This window comes from Streptomyces sp. NPDC048420 (assembly GCF_040651535.1).
Classification (GTDB): domain Bacteria; phylum Actinomycetota; class Actinomycetes; order Streptomycetales; family Streptomycetaceae; genus Streptomyces.
This window is the reverse complement of the sequence record NZ_JBEZKG010000010.1, coordinates 266,639-283,195: the sequence shown is the minus strand read 5'-3', so window position 1 is coordinate 283,195 and position 16,557 is coordinate 266,639. Positions and strand designations below refer to the sequence as shown.

At 70.1% G+C, this 16,557-nt stretch carries 18 protein-coding genes, 5 tRNA genes and 2 pseudogenes; 18 read left to right on the top strand and 7 right to left on the bottom strand.

Translation table 11 applies throughout. From position 1 onward, the window contains the following. Positions 1-58 precede the first annotated feature (58 nt). The 7 genes from AB0D34_RS20595 (at position 59) to AB0D34_RS20565 (ending at position 2,136) form a co-directional block, all read left to right on the top strand. Complete coding sequence (locus AB0D34_RS20595) at positions 59-736, top strand: DUF4241 domain-containing protein (RefSeq protein ID WP_362663325.1); 678 nt, start codon at positions 59-61, stop codon at positions 734-736. A 50-nt stretch (positions 737-786) separates the two neighbouring features. Beyond that, on the top strand, positions 787-1,521 hold the full coding sequence (locus tag AB0D34_RS20590) for an HAD family hydrolase (RefSeq protein ID WP_362663323.1): 735 nt from the start codon (positions 787-789) through the stop codon (positions 1,519-1,521). Positions 1,522-1,611: 90 nt separating this feature from the next. Continuing rightward, positions 1,612-1,683: transfer RNA gene (locus tag AB0D34_RS20585), tRNA-Gln, on the top strand. Positions 1,684-1,723: 40 nt separating this feature from the next. After that, positions 1,724-1,796, top strand: a tRNA-Glu gene (locus tag AB0D34_RS20580). A gap of 62 nt (positions 1,797-1,858) precedes the next feature. After that, a tRNA-Glu gene (locus AB0D34_RS20575) sits at positions 1,859-1,931 on the top strand. Between the two features lie 21 nt (positions 1,932-1,952). Further along, positions 1,953-2,024, top strand: a tRNA-Gln gene (locus AB0D34_RS20570). Between the two features lie 39 nt (positions 2,025-2,063). Further along, a tRNA-Glu gene (locus tag AB0D34_RS20565) sits at positions 2,064-2,136 on the top strand. Positions 2,137-2,202: 66 nt separating this feature from the next. Here AB0D34_RS20565 and AB0D34_RS20560 read toward each other — a convergent pair. After that, a pseudogene (locus AB0D34_RS20560) lies at positions 2,203-2,778 on the bottom strand (MerR family transcriptional regulator). A gap of 7 nt (positions 2,779-2,785) precedes the next feature. On the opposite strand from AB0D34_RS20560, the pseudogene AB0D34_RS20555 reads away from it, so the two are divergent. Then, a pseudogene (locus AB0D34_RS20555) lies at positions 2,786-3,126 on the top strand (DUF4188 domain-containing protein); the annotation flags it as partial. A gap of 137 nt (positions 3,127-3,263) precedes the next feature. Here AB0D34_RS20555 and ndgR read toward each other — a convergent pair. Further along, complete coding sequence (gene ndgR / locus AB0D34_RS20550) at positions 3,264-3,980, bottom strand: IclR family transcriptional regulator NdgR (protein WP_007384919.1); 717 nt, start codon at positions 3,978-3,980, stop codon at positions 3,264-3,266. A gap of 194 nt (positions 3,981-4,174) precedes the next feature. Between ndgR and leuC the strand changes: the two genes are divergently transcribed. The 4 genes from leuC to AB0D34_RS20530 all read left to right on the top strand — a co-directional run bounded on the left by leuC (position 4,175) and on the right by AB0D34_RS20530 (position 7,479). Beyond that, positions 4,175-5,599: a 3-isopropylmalate dehydratase large subunit gene (gene leuC / locus AB0D34_RS20545; RefSeq protein ID WP_362663321.1), complete on the top strand. Its 1,425-nt coding sequence runs from the start codon at positions 4,175-4,177 to the stop codon at positions 5,597-5,599. Positions 5,600-5,604: 5 nt separating this feature from the next. Next, positions 5,605-6,198, top strand: a complete 594-nt coding sequence (gene leuD, locus AB0D34_RS20540; RefSeq protein ID WP_362663319.1) for a 3-isopropylmalate dehydratase small subunit — start codon at positions 5,605-5,607, stop codon at positions 6,196-6,198. 265 nt (positions 6,199-6,463) lie between these two features. Further along, positions 6,464-6,694: a hypothetical protein gene (locus AB0D34_RS20535; RefSeq protein ID WP_362663318.1), complete on the top strand. Its 231-nt coding sequence runs from the start codon at positions 6,464-6,466 to the stop codon at positions 6,692-6,694. A gap of 137 nt (positions 6,695-6,831) precedes the next feature. Then, entirely contained in the window at positions 6,832-7,479 is a 648-nt protein-coding gene (locus tag AB0D34_RS20530; protein WP_362663316.1) for an HU family DNA-binding protein, read from the top strand. A 70-nt stretch (positions 7,480-7,549) separates the two neighbouring features. Here the strand turns inward: AB0D34_RS20530 and AB0D34_RS20525 are convergent, their stop codons facing one another. Both AB0D34_RS20525 and cofC read right to left on the bottom strand, forming a co-directional pair. After that, on the bottom strand, positions 7,550-7,741 hold the full coding sequence (locus AB0D34_RS20525; RefSeq protein WP_362663314.1) for a hypothetical protein: 192 nt from the start codon (positions 7,739-7,741) through the stop codon (positions 7,550-7,552). 46 nt (positions 7,742-7,787) lie between these two features. Next, positions 7,788-8,423, bottom strand: coding sequence for a 2-phospho-L-lactate guanylyltransferase (gene cofC, locus AB0D34_RS20520; protein ID WP_362663312.1), 636 nt, complete (start codon positions 8,421-8,423; stop codon positions 7,788-7,790). A 156-nt stretch (positions 8,424-8,579) separates the two neighbouring features. Here cofC and AB0D34_RS20515 point away from each other — a divergent pair, with 156 nt between their 5' ends. The 3 genes from AB0D34_RS20515 to AB0D34_RS20505 are packed head-to-tail and all read left to right on the top strand — an operon-like array spanning position 8,580 to position 11,564. Beyond that, positions 8,580-9,344, top strand: a complete 765-nt coding sequence (locus AB0D34_RS20515) for a lysophospholipid acyltransferase family protein (protein ID WP_362663310.1) — start codon at positions 8,580-8,582, stop codon at positions 9,342-9,344. After that, positions 9,341-10,351: an NAD(P)H-dependent glycerol-3-phosphate dehydrogenase gene (locus tag AB0D34_RS20510; RefSeq protein WP_362663308.1), complete on the top strand. Its 1,011-nt coding sequence runs from the start codon at positions 9,341-9,343 to the stop codon at positions 10,349-10,351. The genes AB0D34_RS20515 and AB0D34_RS20510 overlap by 4 nt, the downstream gene beginning before the upstream one ends. A 58-nt stretch (positions 10,352-10,409) precedes the next feature. Beyond that, a complete protein-coding gene (locus AB0D34_RS20505; protein ID WP_362663306.1) occupies positions 10,410-11,564 on the top strand; it encodes a D-alanine--D-alanine ligase family protein in 1,155 nt (384 codons plus the stop codon). 10 nt (positions 11,565-11,574) lie between these two features. Here the strand turns inward: AB0D34_RS20505 and AB0D34_RS20500 are convergent, their stop codons facing one another. Next, positions 11,575-12,066 (bottom strand): DUF3515 domain-containing protein, encoded by a 492-nt coding sequence (locus AB0D34_RS20500; protein ID WP_362663304.1) that lies wholly within the window; start codon positions 12,064-12,066, stop codon positions 11,575-11,577. 20 nt (positions 12,067-12,086) lie between these two features. Next, the gene (locus AB0D34_RS20495; RefSeq protein WP_003997603.1) at positions 12,087-12,320 is read right to left on the bottom strand and encodes an Lrp/AsnC ligand binding domain-containing protein; all 234 of its coding nucleotides are present in this window, start codon (positions 12,318-12,320) and stop codon (positions 12,087-12,089) included. 206 nt (positions 12,321-12,526) lie between these two features. Between AB0D34_RS20495 and AB0D34_RS20490 the strand changes: the two genes are divergently transcribed. Together AB0D34_RS20490 and thiD are read left to right on the top strand one after the other, a co-directional pair. Further along, a complete protein-coding gene (locus AB0D34_RS20490; protein WP_362663302.1) occupies positions 12,527-13,495 on the top strand; it encodes a thiamine-phosphate kinase in 969 nt (322 codons plus the stop codon). Next, the gene (gene thiD, locus AB0D34_RS20485) at positions 13,492-14,295 is read left to right on the top strand and encodes a bifunctional hydroxymethylpyrimidine kinase/phosphomethylpyrimidine kinase (RefSeq protein ID WP_362663300.1); all 804 of its coding nucleotides are present in this window, start codon (positions 13,492-13,494) and stop codon (positions 14,293-14,295) included. The genes AB0D34_RS20490 and thiD overlap by 4 nt, the downstream gene beginning before the upstream one ends. A 118-nt stretch (positions 14,296-14,413) precedes the next feature. Here the strand turns inward: thiD and rpmB are convergent, their stop codons facing one another. Further along, entirely contained in the window at positions 14,414-14,599 is a 186-nt protein-coding gene (gene rpmB / locus AB0D34_RS20480; RefSeq protein ID WP_003993230.1) for a 50S ribosomal protein L28, read from the bottom strand. A 256-nt stretch (positions 14,600-14,855) separates the two neighbouring features. Between rpmB and AB0D34_RS20475 the strand changes: the two genes are divergently transcribed. After that, the gene (locus tag AB0D34_RS20475; protein WP_362663516.1) at positions 14,856-16,550 is read left to right on the top strand and encodes a DAK2 domain-containing protein; all 1,695 of its coding nucleotides are present in this window, start codon (positions 14,856-14,858) and stop codon (positions 16,548-16,550) included. Positions 16,551-16,557 lie beyond the last annotated feature (7 nt).

The window sequence follows — 16,557 nt, the reverse complement described above, 5'->3', positions numbered from 1 at the left end:
GTCAGTGGTGCGCACTACTGTTCCGGCTCACCCGCACAAGATCCGGAAAGGCGCTGCCATGCCGATGTCCCCACGCGACTACACCTGGCTGTTCACGCCGGGCAGCACCTTCGCCTACGAGTCCGGGACCACCGGCGTGATCCACCTGGCCGGGGGAGGGGAGCTCGACCTGCCCACCGGACGGGTCGTCGCCTGCGATCCGTTCGTCTACCTCGGCTCGGGGGACATCGAGCCGTTCACGGTCTCCGTGCCCCCTGGCCGCTACCGCGTGGAGGCGGCCGTCGCGACCCTCGCCCGGCCCGACGAACCCCCGGCCGACGAGCCCCCGGCCGACGAGCCCCACCTGAGGGTGGCGGCCCTCCGCCTGGTCATACGCGACGACCCCACCACGGCCTGGGAGTTGGCCCTGCGCCCCGACCAGGATCCCGCGGAGCTCAAGGACGACGAGTTCTTCGGCTACGGCGTGGACGCCGGGACCGGCTGCTTCTACGACGCCGCGGCCGAGGAGGCATTTCCGGAGGCGCAGGAGGACGAGGGGCCGCTGTGGGACGCCTTCGAGGACGGTGACTGGTCCGGGGGCCCGCACCTGGTCACCTCCCCCTCCACCGGCCACACCCTCGTCGCCGTCACCTCTGGCTGGGGCGACGGCTGCTATCCCACCTGGATCGGACGCTCCGCCTCCGGCGAGGTCACCTGCTTCCTCACGGACTTCTTCGTCGCGCCCGATCCGTCCTGAGAGGCGCCAAGCGCCGGACGCGGGCCCGGACGCCGGGTTACCGTCGGATCATGAGCATTCGGGCCGTGGTCTGGGACGTCGACGACACCCTCTTCGACTACACGAGGGCCGACCGCATCGGAATGCGTCTGCATCTGACGGCCGAGGGGCTGCTGGAGGCGTACGAGAGCGTCGAGCAGGCCATCGCGCGGTGGCGGGCGGTCACCGATGCCCAGTGGGCGCGGTTCTCTGCGGGCGAGGTCGACTTCCAGGGGCAGCGGCGGGACCGGGTACGGGTGTTCCTGGGCGAGGAGTTGACCGACGCGGAGGCCGACGCCTGGTTCCAGCGGTACATCGCGCACTACGAGACCGCCTGGGCGCTCTTCCCCGATGTACTGCCCGCCCTGGACGCCCTCTCCGCCAGCCACCGGCACGCGGTCCTGTCCAACTCCAGCATCCACGTCCAGGACCACAAGCTGCGCGTCCTCGGTGTGCACCACCGCTTCGAGGCCATCCTGTGCGCGGCCGAGCTGGGTGTCTCCAAGCCCGAGGCCGGCGCCTTCCTCGCGGCCTGCGAGGCTCTGGAGCTGGCCCCGCACCAGGTGGCGTACGTCGGGGACCACCCGGAGATCGACGGCCGGGGCGCCGCCGAGGCCGGGCTGCTGTCGGTCTGGATCGATCGCAAGGGCGGTGTGCACGCCGATACCGCCGCGCCCTCCGGGCCGCACCGCATCGCCTCGCTCGCCGAACTCCCCGCGGTCCTCGGCGCGGATACCCGTTTTGGAGCCCCGTCCACCTTCGGGTAATGTTCTTCCTGCGCCGCCGGGGAGCGGGCCGAAAGGTCCAAACCGGAGGAGCGAACTAGAACAAGATCCCCTCCGGGGCTTGCGTTCCAGTGGCCTATGGTGTAATTGGCAGCACGACTGATTCTGGTTCAGTTAGTCTTGGTTCGAGTCCAGGTAGGCCAGCTCGCAGAGCTCATCTGCAGGCGGAGATCAACTCCGCGAAGCCCCCGTTGTGTAGCGGCCTAGCACGCTGCCCTCTCAAGGCAGTAGCGCCGGTTCGAATCCGGTCGGGGGTACAGATCCTTCCCGGAGGGTCAGTCAGGGTCGCACCCGCTGACCCTCACGCAGGATCGCTAGGGCCCCCGTTGTGTAGCGGCCTAGCACGCCGCCCTCTCAAGGCGGTAGCGCCGGTTCGAATCCGGTCGGGGGTACGGAACTGGTCTAAACCACATTGGTCTATGGTGTAATTGGCAGCACGACTGATTCTGGTTCAGTTAGTCTTGGTTCGAGTCCAGGTAGACCAGCTCGGACCTGCGGCGGTACTAAACGCATGCAGGCTCCACGCCCCCGTTGTGTAGCGGCCTAGCACGCCGCCCTCTCAAGGCGGTAGCGCCGGTTCGAATCCGGTCGGGGGTACAAAACGAAGGCTCTTCGCTATGGCGGAGGGCCTTCGCTGCGTTCCGGGGCCAGCGGTGTCCCGGCTCATTCGAAACCGTATCTGCGGGTCGACTCCTCCTCCTGGGCCAGTCGGTGCAGTGCCCGGAGCAGCGGTTCCACGAACGAGCACCACGCCCAGCACCACGACCTCGGCCTTCTCGGCCTCCGACACATCTGACTCCATGAACGCCATGTCCAGCTCTGCCACTTGGCGCATCAACCGGCGTAGGGCACGAGCATGTCGGGACTCCAGTCGCAGCCGAGCCGGCGCAGCGCGGCCGGCGCCACCACCAGGGAGCGGAACGAGGGGGAGACGCCTGTCATGGCCTGTCCGCGTCCGGCTCCGGCATCTGCGGCAGCGCTCAGACCGTGGCGCCCAGCCGCATCGCACGGGGCAGCGAGTCGTCGTCGACGTGCCCCAGCACCTCCCTGACCGTGGCCACCGGCACCTTGCCGAGCTGGATCATCGCCCGCACCAGTCGCAGCCGGCGCAGATGCTCCTCGTCGTACTCGGCCGTCGTGGCGTCGATCTGCCGACCGGGCGGCAACAGCCCTTCGCGCAGGTAGTACTTGATCGTCGCGGTGGACACCCCGCTGCGTTCTGAGTTCGGCCAGCCGCATCTCGCCGGAGCGAGGGCTGCTGTCGCATGTGCTGCTGACGGCCTCGCCGCGGACGTACTACGTCGTCCAGTACTGGGAGTCGAAGGAGAAGCTCTACGCCTACGCGCACTCGCCGGAGACGTTCCACCACAGGGCGTGGGCGATCATCAACCGCAGGGAGAAGGCGGGGAAGGTGCGTCAGCACGTGGGGTTGTGGCACGAGGTGTATGTGGTGCCGGAGGGGTCGTACGAGTCGATCTACGCCGACATGCCGGCGTTCGGGTTGGCGCGGCGCATGGTCAGGTGCCGGTCGCTGCGCGCGGGCGGTACGCGAAGGAGAGGTTCGCTCATCGGGCCGGGAGCATGTGACCCACTGCCGGGGGCGGGTGCACGCCTGTGGTGGGTTGCTCGCGCGGTTCCCCGCGCCCCCAGGTGGGGCATCAGCCCGTCGGTCCAGGACCTGCCGCGGCGTTGAGGCCGGTCCCAGTTCCGACAGGGTGGGTTTCTCAGCCCGTACGCCGCAGCGCCTCGGAGAGGCGGGCCGCCGCGTCGATGACCGCCTGGGCGTGCATACGGCCCGGGTGGCGGGTCAGGCGCTCGATGGGGCCGGAGACCGAGACGGCGGCCACCACGCGGTTGGAGGGGCCGCGGACGGGTGCGGAGACGGACGCGACGCCCGGCTCGCGCTCGCCGATGGACTGGGCCCAGCCGCGGCGCCGTACGCCCGACAGGGCCGTCGCCGTGAAGCGGGCGCCCTGCAGGCCCCGGTGCAGGCGCTCCGGCTCCTCCCAGGCCATCAGGATCTGGGCCGAGGAGCCCGCCTTCATCGTGAGCGTCGAGCCGACCGGGACCGTGTCCCTGAGGCCGGACAGGCGCTCAGCCGCGGCGACGCAGATGCGCATGTCGCCCTGGCGGCGGTAGAGCTGCGCGCTCTCGCCGGTGATGTCACGCAGGTGCGTGAGCACCGGGCCGGCCGTCGCGAGGAGACGGTCCTCGCCGGCGGCCGCGGCCAGCTCGGCGAGGCGCGGGCCCAGAATGAAACGGCCCTGCATGTCGCGTGCCACCATGCGGTGGTGTTCCAGAGCCACGGCCAGCCGGTGGGCCGTGGGTCGTGCCAGTCCGGTGGCCGCGACCAGTCCTGCGAGGGTGGCGGGTCCGGACTCCAGAGCGCTCAGAACAAGGGCTGCCTTGTCCAGAACGCCGACGCCGCTACTGTTGTCCATGAAACGATACTCACGTCTCACTCTGTGAAACGCAAGTTCCTTTTTTCGTGAGACGCGCAACCCTTGTAGGCACAGTGGCCCGCGAATCAGAACGGGCATGGCGGCGAGTGCCCGGGAACAGGGGCCATGGGAGTCGCCTCCACAAGATCTTCTAGTTGAGGTCGGCGCACCTTTGGCCGACCGGAGGGAAAGCGATGGGTAGGACACTCGCGGAGAAGGTCTGGGACGACCACGTCGTCCGGCGCGCCGAGGGCGAGCCCGACCTCCTCTTCATCGATCTGCACCTGCTGCACGAGGTGACCAGCCCGCAGGCCTTCGACGGTCTGCGCAAGAGCGGTCGCCCGGTGCGCAGGCTCGACCTGACCATCGCCACCGAGGACCACAACACCCCCACCCTCGACATCGACAAGCCCATCGCGGACCCGGTCTCCCGCGTCCAGCTGGAGACGCTGCGCAAGAACGCCGCCGAGTTCGGGGTGCGCCTGCACTCGCTGGGCGACGTCGAGCAGGGTGTCGTCCACGTCGTGGGCCCGCAGCTGGGTCTGACCCAGCCCGGTATGACGGTCGTCTGCGGCGACTCCCACACCTCCACGCACGGCGCCTTCGGCGGTCTGGCGTTCGGCATCGGCACCTCCCAGGTGGAGCACGTGCTGGCCACCCAGACGCTGCCGCTGGTGCGCCCGAAGACCATGGCCATCACGGTCGACGGCGAGCTGCCCGAGGGCGTCACCGCCAAGGACCTGATCCTGGCGATCATCGCCCGGATCGGCACCGGCGGCGGCCAGGGCTACGTCCTGGAGTACCGCGGCTCCGCCATCGAGAAGCTCTCGATGGAGGCCCGGATGACCATCTGCAACATGTCGATCGAGGCCGGCGCCCGCGCGGGCATGATCGCCCCCGACGAGACCACCTTCGACTACCTCGAGGGCCGGGTGCACGCCCCCAAGGGCGAGGACTGGGACGCGGCCGTCGCGTACTGGAAGACGCTGAAGTCGGACGAGGACGCGGAGTTCGACGCCGAGGTCGTCATCAAGGCCGAGGAACTGTCGCCGTTCGTCACCTGGGGCACCAACCCCGGCCAGGGCGCGCCGCTTTCGGCGGACGTCCCCGATCCCGCTTCGTACGAAGACGCTTCGGAGCGCCTCGCCGCCGAAAAGGCCCTGGAATACATGGGGTTGGAGGCCGGCCAGCCGCTGCGCTCCATCAAGGTGGACACCGTCTTCGTAGGTTCGTGCACCAACGGCCGTATCGAGGACCTGCGCGCCGCCGCCGAGCTCGTCAAGGGCCGCAAAGTCGCCGACGGCGTACGGATGCTGGTCGTTCCCGGCTCCGCGCGCGTGGGCCTGCAGGCCGTCTCCGAGGGCCTGGACGTCGTCTTCAAGGAGGCCGGCGCCGAGTGGCGGCACGCGGGCTGCTCGATGTGTCTGGGCATGAACCCCGACCAGCTGGCCCCCGGTGAGCGCTCCGCGTCCACCTCCAACCGCAACTTCGAGGGCCGGCAGGGCAAGGGCGGTCGTACGCACCTGGTGTCGCCGCAGGTCGCGGCCGCGACCGCCGTGCTCGGCCACCTGGCTTCGCCCGCCGACCTGTCCGACGCCCCTGTCGCCGCTGGAGTCTGAGAGTCATGGAAGCATTCACCACGCACACCGGCCGGGCCGTCCCGCTGCGCCGCTCGAACGTCGACACCGACCAGATCATCCCTGCTCACTGGCTCAAGAAGGTGACCAGGGACGGGTTCGAGGACGGACTGTTCGAGGCCTGGCGCAAGGACGAGAAATTCATCCTCAACCAGCCCGAGCGCAAGGGCGCCACGGTGCTGGTCGCCGGCCCCGACTTCGGCACTGGCTCCTCCCGTGAGCACGCGGTGTGGGCGCTGCAGAACTACGGCTTCAAGACCGTGATCTCCTCCCGCTTCGCCGACATCTTCCGCGGTAACTCGCTCAAGAACGGCCTGCTCACGGTCGTTCTGGACCAGAAGATCGTGGACGCGCTCCAGGAGCTGAGCGAGAAGGACCCCGAGGCCGAGATCACGGTCGACCTTCAGGCCCGCGAAGTGCGCGCCGAGGGCATCACCGCGAGCTTCGAGCTGGACGAGAACTCCCGCTGGCGGCTGCTGAACGGCCTGGACGACATCTCCATCACCCTCCAGAACGAGGCCGACATCGCCGCGTACGAGGCCAAGCGGCCCTCGTACAAGCCGCGGACGCTCGAGGTCTGACCCGGAGCCGTCCAACAGGTCGAATTCCGGCCACCGCGACACCCCCGCCGTACCCCCGATCAGCCCGATCGGGGGTACGGCCGTGTCTGGGCCCGGCCCGCCTCGCACCGTGCGACACGCCCGCTCAACTTCCCACGTTACGGCGGGTGTTGTCGGGGTACGCGTCCCTTGTAGCCGTGGCTTCCGCATGTGCCCGGAAGGCCGTTTGAGGCGGCAGTTGCACCCCTAGCAGGCGACAACTCGCCCCAGATGGCACAATCTGTGCATGGAACACGACGGCCAACTCGAGCTCTACGCGGCAGTCGCGGACCAACTCAAGGAAGCGCACACAAGAGTGCGCGCACTGCAAGTCCCGGAGGGCGTACGGATGGCGCTGACCCGGAAGCTGCTGGTCATTACGGCCGCGGCCAAGCACGACGTCGTCGAAGCGACAAGGCGTCTGGAGCGGTTCACCGCTGACCTCGACGCGGGTCGAATCCCGGAAGAGGAACGCTGAACAAGTCCAGAGCAGCCGAGTTCGTTGCGGCACAAGGGTGATAAGCCCGTTTCGTGTTTGATTTGCGGTATATATCTGCCTAACGTGCGAAAAAGCTTGAACATTTTCGTTCGGGCGATGTCTCCGAAGGGGAAGACGTGAACAAGGCGCAGCTCGTAGAAGCGATTGCCGACAAGGTGGGCGGCCGCCAGCAGGCCGCCGACGCGGTCGACGCGGTCCTGGACGCCATCGTCCGCGCGACGGTGGCGGGCGACAGGGTCTCGGTCACCGGCTTCGGTTCGTTCGAGAAGGTCGACCGTCCGGCCCGTTACGCCCGCAACCCCCAGACGGGCGAGCGGGTTCGGGTCAAGAAGACCTCTGTTCCGCGCTTCCGTGCGGGCCAGGGCTTCAAGGACCTGGTGAGCGGCACGAAGAAGCTCCCGCGCGGCGGCGAGGTCGCCGTCAAGAAGGCGCCCAAGGGCAGCCTGACGGGCGGGGCTTCCGCGACGGTCAAGAAGGCTGCCGCGAAGAAGGCCACCACCAAGACCGCGGCCGCGAAGAAGACCACCGCGAAGAAGACGACGGCCAAGAAGACCACGGCCACCGCGAAGAAGACCACGGCGAAGAAGGCGCCCGCCAAGAAGACGACGGCGACCGCCAAGACCACCGCCGCGAAGAAGACCACCGCCAAGAAGGCGACGGCCAAGAAGGCCCCGGCGAAGAAGGCGACCGCCAAGAAGGCGCCCGCCAAGAAGTCGGCGGCTCGCACCACCACCGCCAAGAAGGCCACCGCCCGCAAGAGGTAAGGGCACAGGGGCACTCACGCGCTGGGCCGGACTCCGTGTCGGAGTCCGGCCCGCGGCGTGTCAATGGGGGTCAGAAGGTCTGCAGGGTGACGAGGGTGATCTTGTCGCCGTCCTGCTCGATGCGGACGCGCTGACCCGGGCGCAGCAGACGGAGACCGCCTGCGTCGAAGGCCGGGGCGTCGAAGGGGACGGGCGTGCCGTCGTCCAGGAGGACCTGGCCGCTGCGGGTTTCGGGGTCGTATGTGTACGCGGTGGCCTGCATGGCGGTCAGCGTAGTGTCTGCGGGTCCGTTGTGGCTGGTCGCGACCCTAGGGAAGGCCCAGCAACCCTGCCGACACCGTTGCCGTGTGCTGTCCCACCCCCAGGGTGAGCGCGGTGCGCAGGTCGTCACCCGTGTCCACGTCCTGGCGTACGGAATCCACATGCGTGAGGCGGAGTTCTTCGGCGCCCGACATCCGATGGCGGGCGCGGGAATCCGGGCCGAAGGCGGGGCGCAATTCCTCGCTCCCTGCCGCGGCCAACAGCGTGGTCCCGGTCCCCGCCGCATCCGCAAGGAAAGCACGAGGGAATTCCGCCGCCGCATCGAGGACCCGGGCCAATTCCAGGGGGCGTAGAGCCGGGAGATCGGCGTTCAGGGCTGCCAACGGGCTTTCGGGGTGCAAAGACCGTACGACGGACGCCGCGTGCGCCAGGGCCGCGTTCAGGCCGCCTCCGGGCTCGTCGGGGACGATGCGGGCGCCCAGGGCCGCCAGCTCGCGGCCGGCCAGGGCGTCGTCCGTGACGACCGCCACACCCTCGACCGCCGGGCAGGCCAGCGCGGCCGTCACGGTGTCCTGGGCGAAGGCGAGGGCCAGACCCGGGCGCACCCCGTCGTCCGCGGTGTCCGAGAGCCTGCTCTTGGCACGCGACAGGGGTTTCAGCGGGATGACCAACGTCCACTGCACGAGTGTTCCGTCCTTCTCTTGTCGCGGCCATTGTCACTCAGTCGTCATGCGGCCCATCTGGCGGTGTCGGCGGCGGGGCGTACGGTGTTCTCGACAGACCGTCGGCCTGGGGCGACACTTGTGCGGCCCCCATGGCCCAAAGAGGAAGGTGCTCGCGTGCCCCGCCGCAGAATCGGCTTCTGGTACCGCTTGGCAGCGGTGATCGCCAAACCGCCGCTCGTGGTTCTGATCAAGCGGGACTGGCGCGGATCGGAGCACATTCCGGCCGACGGCGGATTTATCACCGCGGTCAACCACAATTCGCACATTGATCCCTTCGCGTACGCGCACTTCCAGTACAACACCGGCCGCGTTCCGCGATTCCTCGCGAAGAGCACTCTTTTCAACAAGGGATTCATCGGCGCCATGATGCGCGGCACCGGCCAGATTCCCGTCTATCGCGAGACCACGGACGCGCTCAGCGCCTTCCGGGCCGCGATCGAGGCCGTGGAACGCGGCGAATGCGTCGCCTTCTACCCGGAGGGCACCATCACCCGGGATCCCGAGCAGTGGCCCATGATCGGCAAGACCGGTGCCGCGCGCGTGGCCCTGCAGACCAAGTGCCCGGTGATCCCGGTCGCGCAGTGGGGTGCCAACGAACTGCTGCCGCCGTACGCCAAGAAGCTCAACGTCCTTCCGCGCAAGACCTCGCACGTCCTCGCGGGCCCGCCCGTGGACCTGTCGCGCTTCTACGACAAGGAGATGACCCAGGACCTCCTGAAGGAGGCCACAGAGGTCATCATGGCCGCCGTCACCGAGCAGCTGGAGAAGATCCGCGGCGAGAAGGCACCCGCGACGGCGTACGACCCGCGCCGCGAGCGGATCGAACAGCGACGCCGGACCGAGGTCGAGACCGGCCACGAGGGGGAGAAGACCAAGTGAGCAAGTCCGTCAAGGCGGCCGTCTTCGGCACCGGTTCATGGGGTACCGCCTTCGGCATGGTGCTCGCCGACGCGGGGTGCGAGGTCACCCTGTGGGCGCGGCGGCCCGAACTCGCGGAAGCGGTCAACTCCACGCGTACGAACCCCGACTACCTCCCCGGCGTCGAGCTCCCGGAGAACCTGAGGGCGACGGCGGACGCCGCCGAGGCCGCGCGCGACGCCGAGTTGACCGTCCTCGCGATCCCCTCGCAGACCCTGCGCGCCAACCTCGCCGAGTGGACCCCGCTGCTCGCGCCCGACACCGTCCTCGTCTCCCTGATGAAGGGCGTCGAACTCGGCTCGGCCATGCGGATGAGCGAGGTGATCGAGGACGTCGCCAAGGTGGGACAGGACCGCATCGCGGTGGTCACCGGACCCAACCTGGCACGGGAGATCGCCGCCCGGATGCCGGCCGCCGCCGTGGTCGCCTGCACCGACGAGACGGTGGCGCGGCGGCTCCAGGCCTCCTGCCACACGCCGTACTTCCGCCCGTACACCAATACGGACGTGGTGGGTTGCGAACTGGGCGGAGCCGTGAAGAACGTCATCGGGCTCGCCGTCGGCATCGCGGACGGCATGGGCCTCGGCGACAACGCCAAGGGCTCGCTCATCACCCGCGGACTGGCGGAGACGACCCGCCTGGGCCTCGCGATGGGCGCGGACCCCCTCACCTTCTCCGGACTCGCCGGTCTCGGCGACCTGGTGGCGACCTGCTCCTCGCCGCTCTCGCGCAACCACACCTTCGGCACCAACCTCGGCAAGGGCATGACCCTGCAGGAGACCATCGCGGTCACCAAGCAGACCGCCGAGGGCGTCAAGTCCTGTGAGTCCGTGCTGGATCTGGCCCGCAGGCACGGCGTCGACATGCCGATCACCGAGACCGTCGTCGGCATCGTGCACGAGGGCAAGTCGCCGGTGGTCGCCGTCAAGGAGCTGATGTCGCGCAGCGCGAAGCCCGAGCGACGCTGAGCAACCCGCCCGAGGGGCGCTGTATCAGGGCACTACCACCGGGTACTCTCAACGCGATATGAGCACCGAGAACCTCCCCCAGAGCCCTGAGCAGCCGCCTCGCAAGCCGCGCGTGGCCGTCGTGTTCGGCGGGCGCAGCTCCGAACACGGGATCTCCGTGGTCACCGCCGGCGCCGTACTGCGGGCCATCGACCGGACCAAGTACGACGTCCTGCCGATCGGCATCACCCAGGACGGCCGCTGGGCGCTCACCGCCGACGAACCCGAGCGCATGGCGATCACCGAGCGCCGTACGCCGAACGTCGAGGAACTGGCCGAGTCGAGCGAGGGCGGCGTGGTGCTCCCCGTCGACCCCGCGAACCGCGAAGTGGTCTACAGCGAGCCTGGATCGGTGCCCAAGGCGCTCGGTGAGGTCGACGTCGTCTTCCCCGTCCTGCACGGCCCCTACGGCGAGGACGGCACCCTCCAGGGCCTTCTGGAGCTCTCCGGTGTCCCGTACGTCGGCTCGGGTGTGCTCGCCTCGGCCGTCGGCCAGGACAAGGAGTACATGAAGCGGGTGTTCACCTCCTTCGGGCTCAAGGTCGGCCCGTACGTGGTGATCCGGCCGCGTGAGTGGGAGCGGGACGAGTCCGCCGCCCGCAAGAAGATCGTCGACTTCGCCGGCGAGCACGGCTGGCCGCTCTTCGTGAAGCCCGCGCGCGCGGGTTCGTCGATCGGCATCACCAAGGTCGACGACCTCGCAGGCCTCGACGAGGCGATCGCCGAGGCGCAGAGCCACGACCCGAAGATCCTGGTCGAGGCCGCGCTGCGGGGCCGCGAGATCGAGTGCGGGGTCCTGGAGTTCGAGGACGGCCCGCGCGCGAGCGTCCCCTCCGAGATCCCGCCGCCGGACACGCACGCGTACTACGACTTCGAGGCCAAGTACATCGACTCGACACCGGGGATCGTGCCGGCGCCGTTGAGTTCGGAGGAGACCGCCGAGGTGCAGCGTCTCGCGGTGGACGCCTTCGAGGCGGCGTCCTGCGAGGGCCTGGTCCGCGCGGACTTCTTCCTCACGGAAGAGGGCTTTGTGATCAACGAGATCAACACCATGCCCGGCATGACCCCGATCTCGATGTATCCCCAGATGTGGCAGGCGAGCGGGGTCAGCTATCCGGAGCTGGTCGCCCGGTTGATCGAGGCGGCGCTGCGCAGGTCGACGGGCCTTCGCTAGCGGGTCCCGGCTAGTCGGCGATCCCCTCGGGGATCGCCTTCTTTATGGCGGACGCCAGATCCACCAGCGGCGCCATACCGTCACCGGTGCGCTCCTCGGGGATGGACACCTCGACGTACGCCTTCCTGAGCGTCGTCGTGAACCGGAACGAGCCGTCGTCCTGCTTCTCCAGCAGCCAGCCCACTCCGTTCACCTCGACGCCGTCGGCCTCCGGGTCGTCCATCTTCGAGGGCCGCTCGACACCGCACCGCAGTATGATCGCCGGGTCACCCCAGCCCGCGGTCAGCGCGGACGCGGGCTCGGGATCTCGACGGTCCTGGTCGTCGACCTCGGACGGCAGTACCCGGTCCAGTTCTCGGCACAGCTTCGTGCCGCCCGCCCCCGGCGAGGGAACCGCCGCCGACGCGCTGTCGTCTGCGGAGGAGCAGCCCGCGACCGTGATCAGCAGGGCGAGTGCGGGCGGCCCGACGACGATGCGGCGCCGGTGGCGGAAGAAGTTCACCGGCCAAGGTTAGACGGGGGCTACAGATGGACCACCGGGCAGGTCAGGGTGCGGGTGATGCCGTCCACCTGCTGGACCTTCGCGACCACCATCCGGCCCAGGTCGTCTACGGTGTCGGCTTGTGCGCGGACGATCACGTCATACGGTCCTGTCACGTCCTCGGCCTGGATGACTCCAGGGATCTTGCTGATCGTCTCGGCGACGGTCGACGCCTTGCCGACCTCCGTCTGGATCAGGATGTACGCCTGTACCACGGAACCTCCAGGGCGGCCACGAGGATCATGTGGGGAAAAGGAACGCCACGGTATCGCGTCGCCGCTCGCCGCGGGGAGACCCAAGGGGGCGCGGACGCCCGCGCCGGGGTGCGGGCACGGAAGAAGTTGACGGTCCCCTCGACCGTATCGAGGACACTGATGACGCGCGACCGGGCACGGCACGGTACAGAAGGGGCGTAAGGGCAATGAAGGGCACTGTTGGTGAGCTCGGGGAGTTCGGGCTCATCAGGGAGCTCACCTCCCGTCTCACCACCACCCCGGCGGTCCGGGTGGGCCCCGGCGACGACGCCGCGGTGGTCGCCGCGCCCGACCGCAGGGTCGTGGCGAGCACCGACATCCTTCTGGAGGGCCGGCACTTCCGCCGTGACTGGTCCACGGCCTACGACGTGGGCCGCAAGGCCGCCGCGCAGAACCTCGCGGACATCGCCGCCATGGGCGCCGTACCGACCGCCCTGCTGCTCGGCCTGGTCGTACCCGCCGAACTCCCCGTGACCTGGCCCTCGGAGCTCATGGACGGCCTGCGCGACGAGTGCCAGGTCGCGGGCGCCTCGGTGGTCGGCGGGGACGTCGTACGCGGGGACACGATCATGGTCTCCATCACCGCGCTCGGCGATCTACGGGGCCAGGAGCCGGTGACCCGGGCCGGCGCGCAGCCCGGCGACCTCGTCGCGGTGACCGGCTGGCTGGGCTGGTCCGCGGCCGGCTACGCGGTGCTCTCCCGCGGCTTCCGCTCACCCCGGGCGTTCGTGGAGGCCCACCGGCGCCCCGAACCGCCGTACCACGCGGGCCCGGCCGCAGCCGCGCTCGGCGCGACCGCCATGTGCGATGTGAGCGACGGTCTGATCGCCGACCTCGGGCACATCGCCGAGGCCAGCAAGGTGCGGATCGACATCCGCTCCGGCGCGATCGACATCCCCTCCCAGATGAACGACATCGGGCAGGCCGTCGGTGTCGACCCCCTGCAGTGGGTGCTGACCGGGGGTGAGGACCACGCGATCGTGGCGACGTTCGCGCCGGAGGTGAAGCTCCCGGCCCGCTGGAAGGTGATCGGCGAAGTCCTCAACCCGTCGGCGCTGCCCCGGGTCACCGTCGACGGGGAGCCCTGGACCAGCAAGGGCGGCTGGGACCACTTCGGTGAGGACATCGAGTCGTGAAGCCCCTGGTGCTCACGGTGGCGGGGTCCGATTCGGGCGGAGGTGCCGGAATCCAGGCCGACTTGAAGACCATGCTCGCGCTCGGCGTGCACGGCATGAGTGTTGTCACGGCGGTCACCGCGCAGAACTCCCTCGGCGTGCAGGGGGCTTGGGAGCTGCCGGTGGAGGCGGTGCGGGCCCAGTACCGCAGTGTCGTGGACGACATCGGCGTCCAGGCCGTGAAGACCGGGATGCTCGCCTCGCCCGAACTCGTCGAGGCGGTGGCCGAGTTGATCGGTGCCACGGACGCACCCGCCGTGATCGACCCGGTCGGTGTCTCCAAGCACGGGGACTCCTTGCTGGCCTCGGAGGCGCTGGACTCCGTACGCCGGCGGCTGCTTCCGGCGGCCACCGTCGCGACGCCGAACCTCGACGAGGTGGCTCAACTCACCGGCGTACGGGTCGAGTCGGAGGAGCAGCTGCGCGAGGCCGCCGCGGCCGTCCTGTCGTACGGCCCGAAGTGGGTGCTCATCAAGGGCGGCCATCTCACCGGCGACGCCGTGGACCTGCTCACCGACGGCTCCGAGGAGCACTGGCTGCGCGCGCCCCGCTACGACAACCGGCACACCCACGGCACGGGCTGCACCCTCGCGTCCGCGATCGCGTCGCAGCTCGCGAAGGGACAGAGCGTGCCGGAAGCGGTGACGGCCGCCAAGGAGTACGTCACCGGTGCGATCGCCGCCGGGTTCGCGCTCGGCGGCGGGATCGGGCCCGTGGACCACGGCTGGGCTCTCGGGCGACCGGGTGGCCCGGCAGCTTGATGTCGGTCGCCGACTTCTCGGTCGCCGAGACCTTGGTCGGGTACGGCGAAAAGCCGGCCCACCTTGCGGTGGACCGGCTCTGCAGCGAACCAGCAGTGGCGCGCGCTTCAGCTGTGCGTCAGCGCGAGACCTTGCCGGCCTTGATGCACGAGGTGCAGGCGTTCACGCGCTTCGGCGTCCCGCCGACCACGGTACGGACGCGCTGGATGTTCGGGTTCCAGCGACGGGACGTACGGCGGTGCGAGTGCGAGATGTTGTTGCCGAAGCCCGGCCCCTTGCCGCAGACGTCGCAGTTGGCAGCCACGGGTCACTCCAAAGACTTCAGATGCACTTACGGTTGGATCCCGGCGGGCCGGGATCGAGATCGTAGGATCAGAGATCTGAGTGGCGCTGCCAGGGGAATGGCCCGATCTGCATCGGGCAACCGGAGCAGCATACAACGACTGCGCCAGTAGAACGAAACTACCATGGCTGATCAGCCCCCCGCTCCCGGCCCTCTTCCGGTGGACACCCGCCCGGGGTCTACGCTGCGTCCAGTCCAGCAGCCCGAGGAGGCGCAGGTGGCGCAGGTGCCGCAGACATTCTTCGATGCTGTCGCGGTGCGCACCTGGAGCGGCCTCGCGCTGCGGGCACTGGGGCGGGCGCGCGAGGAGATCGACGCGATCAACGTCTACCCCGTCGCCGACGGGGACACCGGCACGAACCTGTACCTGACGGCGGAGTCGGCGGCCGCGGCCGTGGACGCCGTGTTCGAGGCCCATGACGCCCACGGCTCGGGGAAACCGACGCTCGCCGACGCCACGCGCGCGATGGCGCACGGCGCCCTCATAGGCGCCCGCGGCAACTCGGGCACCATCCTCGCCCAGCTGCTGCGCGGCATGGCCCAGGTGCTCGCCGCCGACGGTGAGACGGTTCACACGGACGGCGAGGGACTCCGGCTCGCCCTGCGGCACGCGGCGGACTCCGCCCGCCAGGCCGTCGCCCACCCCGTCGAGGGCACGGTCCTCACGGTCGCCACGGCCGCCGCCGACGCGGCCGGGGGAGCGGAGGGCGACTGCGGGACGGTCGCCCGGGCCGCCTACGGCGGCGCCCTCGCCGCCCTCGCCGCGACGCCCGGCCAGCTGGCCGTCCTGGAACGGGCGGGGGTGGTCGACGCCGGCGGACGGGGCCTGGTGGCGGTGCTGGGGGCACTGGTGGAGACGTTCACGGGGGAGACGGTCGCCGCGGTCTCCGGTGCGTACGCGCGCGTGGAGGGCGGTTCACCCTCGGCGGTGGACGACAGTGCCCCCCTCGCCGACTCGGAGGAGTGCGCCGACGTCCTGGCGGCGGGGGGCCCCGCCTTCGAGGTGATCTACCTCCTGGAGGCCGACGACGCGGCCGTGGCGCGGTTGCGGGAGCGGCTCGACGGGCTCGGGGACTCGCTCGTGGTGGTAGGCGGCGACGGGCTGTGGAACGTGCATGTGCACGTCGACGACGCGGGCGCCGCCGTGGAGGCGGGCGTCGAGGCCGGACGGCCGTACCGGATCCGGATCACCCACTTCGGCATCGGCGACGTGCACACCACCGGCGCCGAACGGCCGCCCCGCGAGCGCGCCCAGCGGGCCGTCGTCGCCGTCGTGCCCGGTGAGGGCCTGGCCGGGCTGTACACCGAGGCCGGGGCGACCACCGTGCTCGCCCGTCCCGGGGAGCCGCCCGCGAGCGGGGAGCTCGTGGAGGCCGTACGACGCGCCCACGCGCGCGAGGTCGTGCTGCTGCCCAACGACGCCGACCTGCGCCACACCGCGGCCGCAGCGGCCGAGCAGGCCCGCGCCGAGGGCATCCGGGTCGCGCTGATCCCGACCCGCTCCGCGGTCCAGGGCATCGCCGCGCTCGCCGTGCACGAGCCGGAGCGCCGGTTCGACGAGGACGTCGTCCAGATGACCTCGGCGGCCGGCGCGACCCGTTACGCCGAGGTCGCCGTGGCGGAACGCCAGTCCTGGACCATGGCCGGCATCTGCCAGGCCGGGGACGTCCTCGGCCTCATCGACGGGGACGTGGCCGTGATCGGCTCGGACGTCACCGCCACCGCCGAGGGTGTCCTCGACCGCATGCTCTCGGCCGGCGGCGAACTCGTCACCCTCGTCCTCGGCGACGAGGCCCCCGAGGCCGTCGCCGAGCACCTGGAGGCGCGGGTGCGGGAGTCCTACCTCGCCGTGGACACGGTGGTGTACCGGGGCGGACGGCAGGGGGCCCTCCTGCTCATCGGGGTCGAGTAGGGCCCGG

Bases quoted from the DNA above. Each gene is read 5' to 3' on its own strand.
- AB0D34_RS20595 (WP_362663325.1), top strand. From the start codon at position 59: ATGCCGATGTCCCCACGCGACTACACCTGGCTGTTCACGCCGGGCAGC.
- AB0D34_RS20590 (WP_362663323.1), top strand. From the start codon at position 787: ATGAGCATTCGGGCCGTGGTCTGGGACGTCGACGACACCCTCTTCGAC.
- ndgR (WP_007384919.1), bottom strand. From the start codon at position 3,980: ATGGACAACAGTAGCGGCGTCGGCGTTCTGGACAAGGCAGCCCTTGTT.
- leuC (WP_362663321.1), top strand. From the start codon at position 4,175: ATGGGTAGGACACTCGCGGAGAAGGTCTGGGACGACCACGTCGTCCGG.
- leuD (WP_362663319.1), top strand. From the start codon at position 5,605: ATGGAAGCATTCACCACGCACACCGGCCGGGCCGTCCCGCTGCGCCGC.
- AB0D34_RS20535 (WP_362663318.1), top strand. From the start codon at position 6,464: ATGGAACACGACGGCCAACTCGAGCTCTACGCGGCAGTCGCGGACCAA.
- AB0D34_RS20525 (WP_362663314.1), bottom strand. From the start codon at position 7,741: ATGCAGGCCACCGCGTACACATACGACCCCGAAACCCGCAGCGGCCAG.
- AB0D34_RS20505 (WP_362663306.1), top strand. From the start codon at position 10,410: ATGAGCACCGAGAACCTCCCCCAGAGCCCTGAGCAGCCGCCTCGCAAG.
- AB0D34_RS20490 (WP_362663302.1), top strand. From the start codon at position 12,527: ATGAAGGGCACTGTTGGTGAGCTCGGGGAGTTCGGGCTCATCAGGGAG.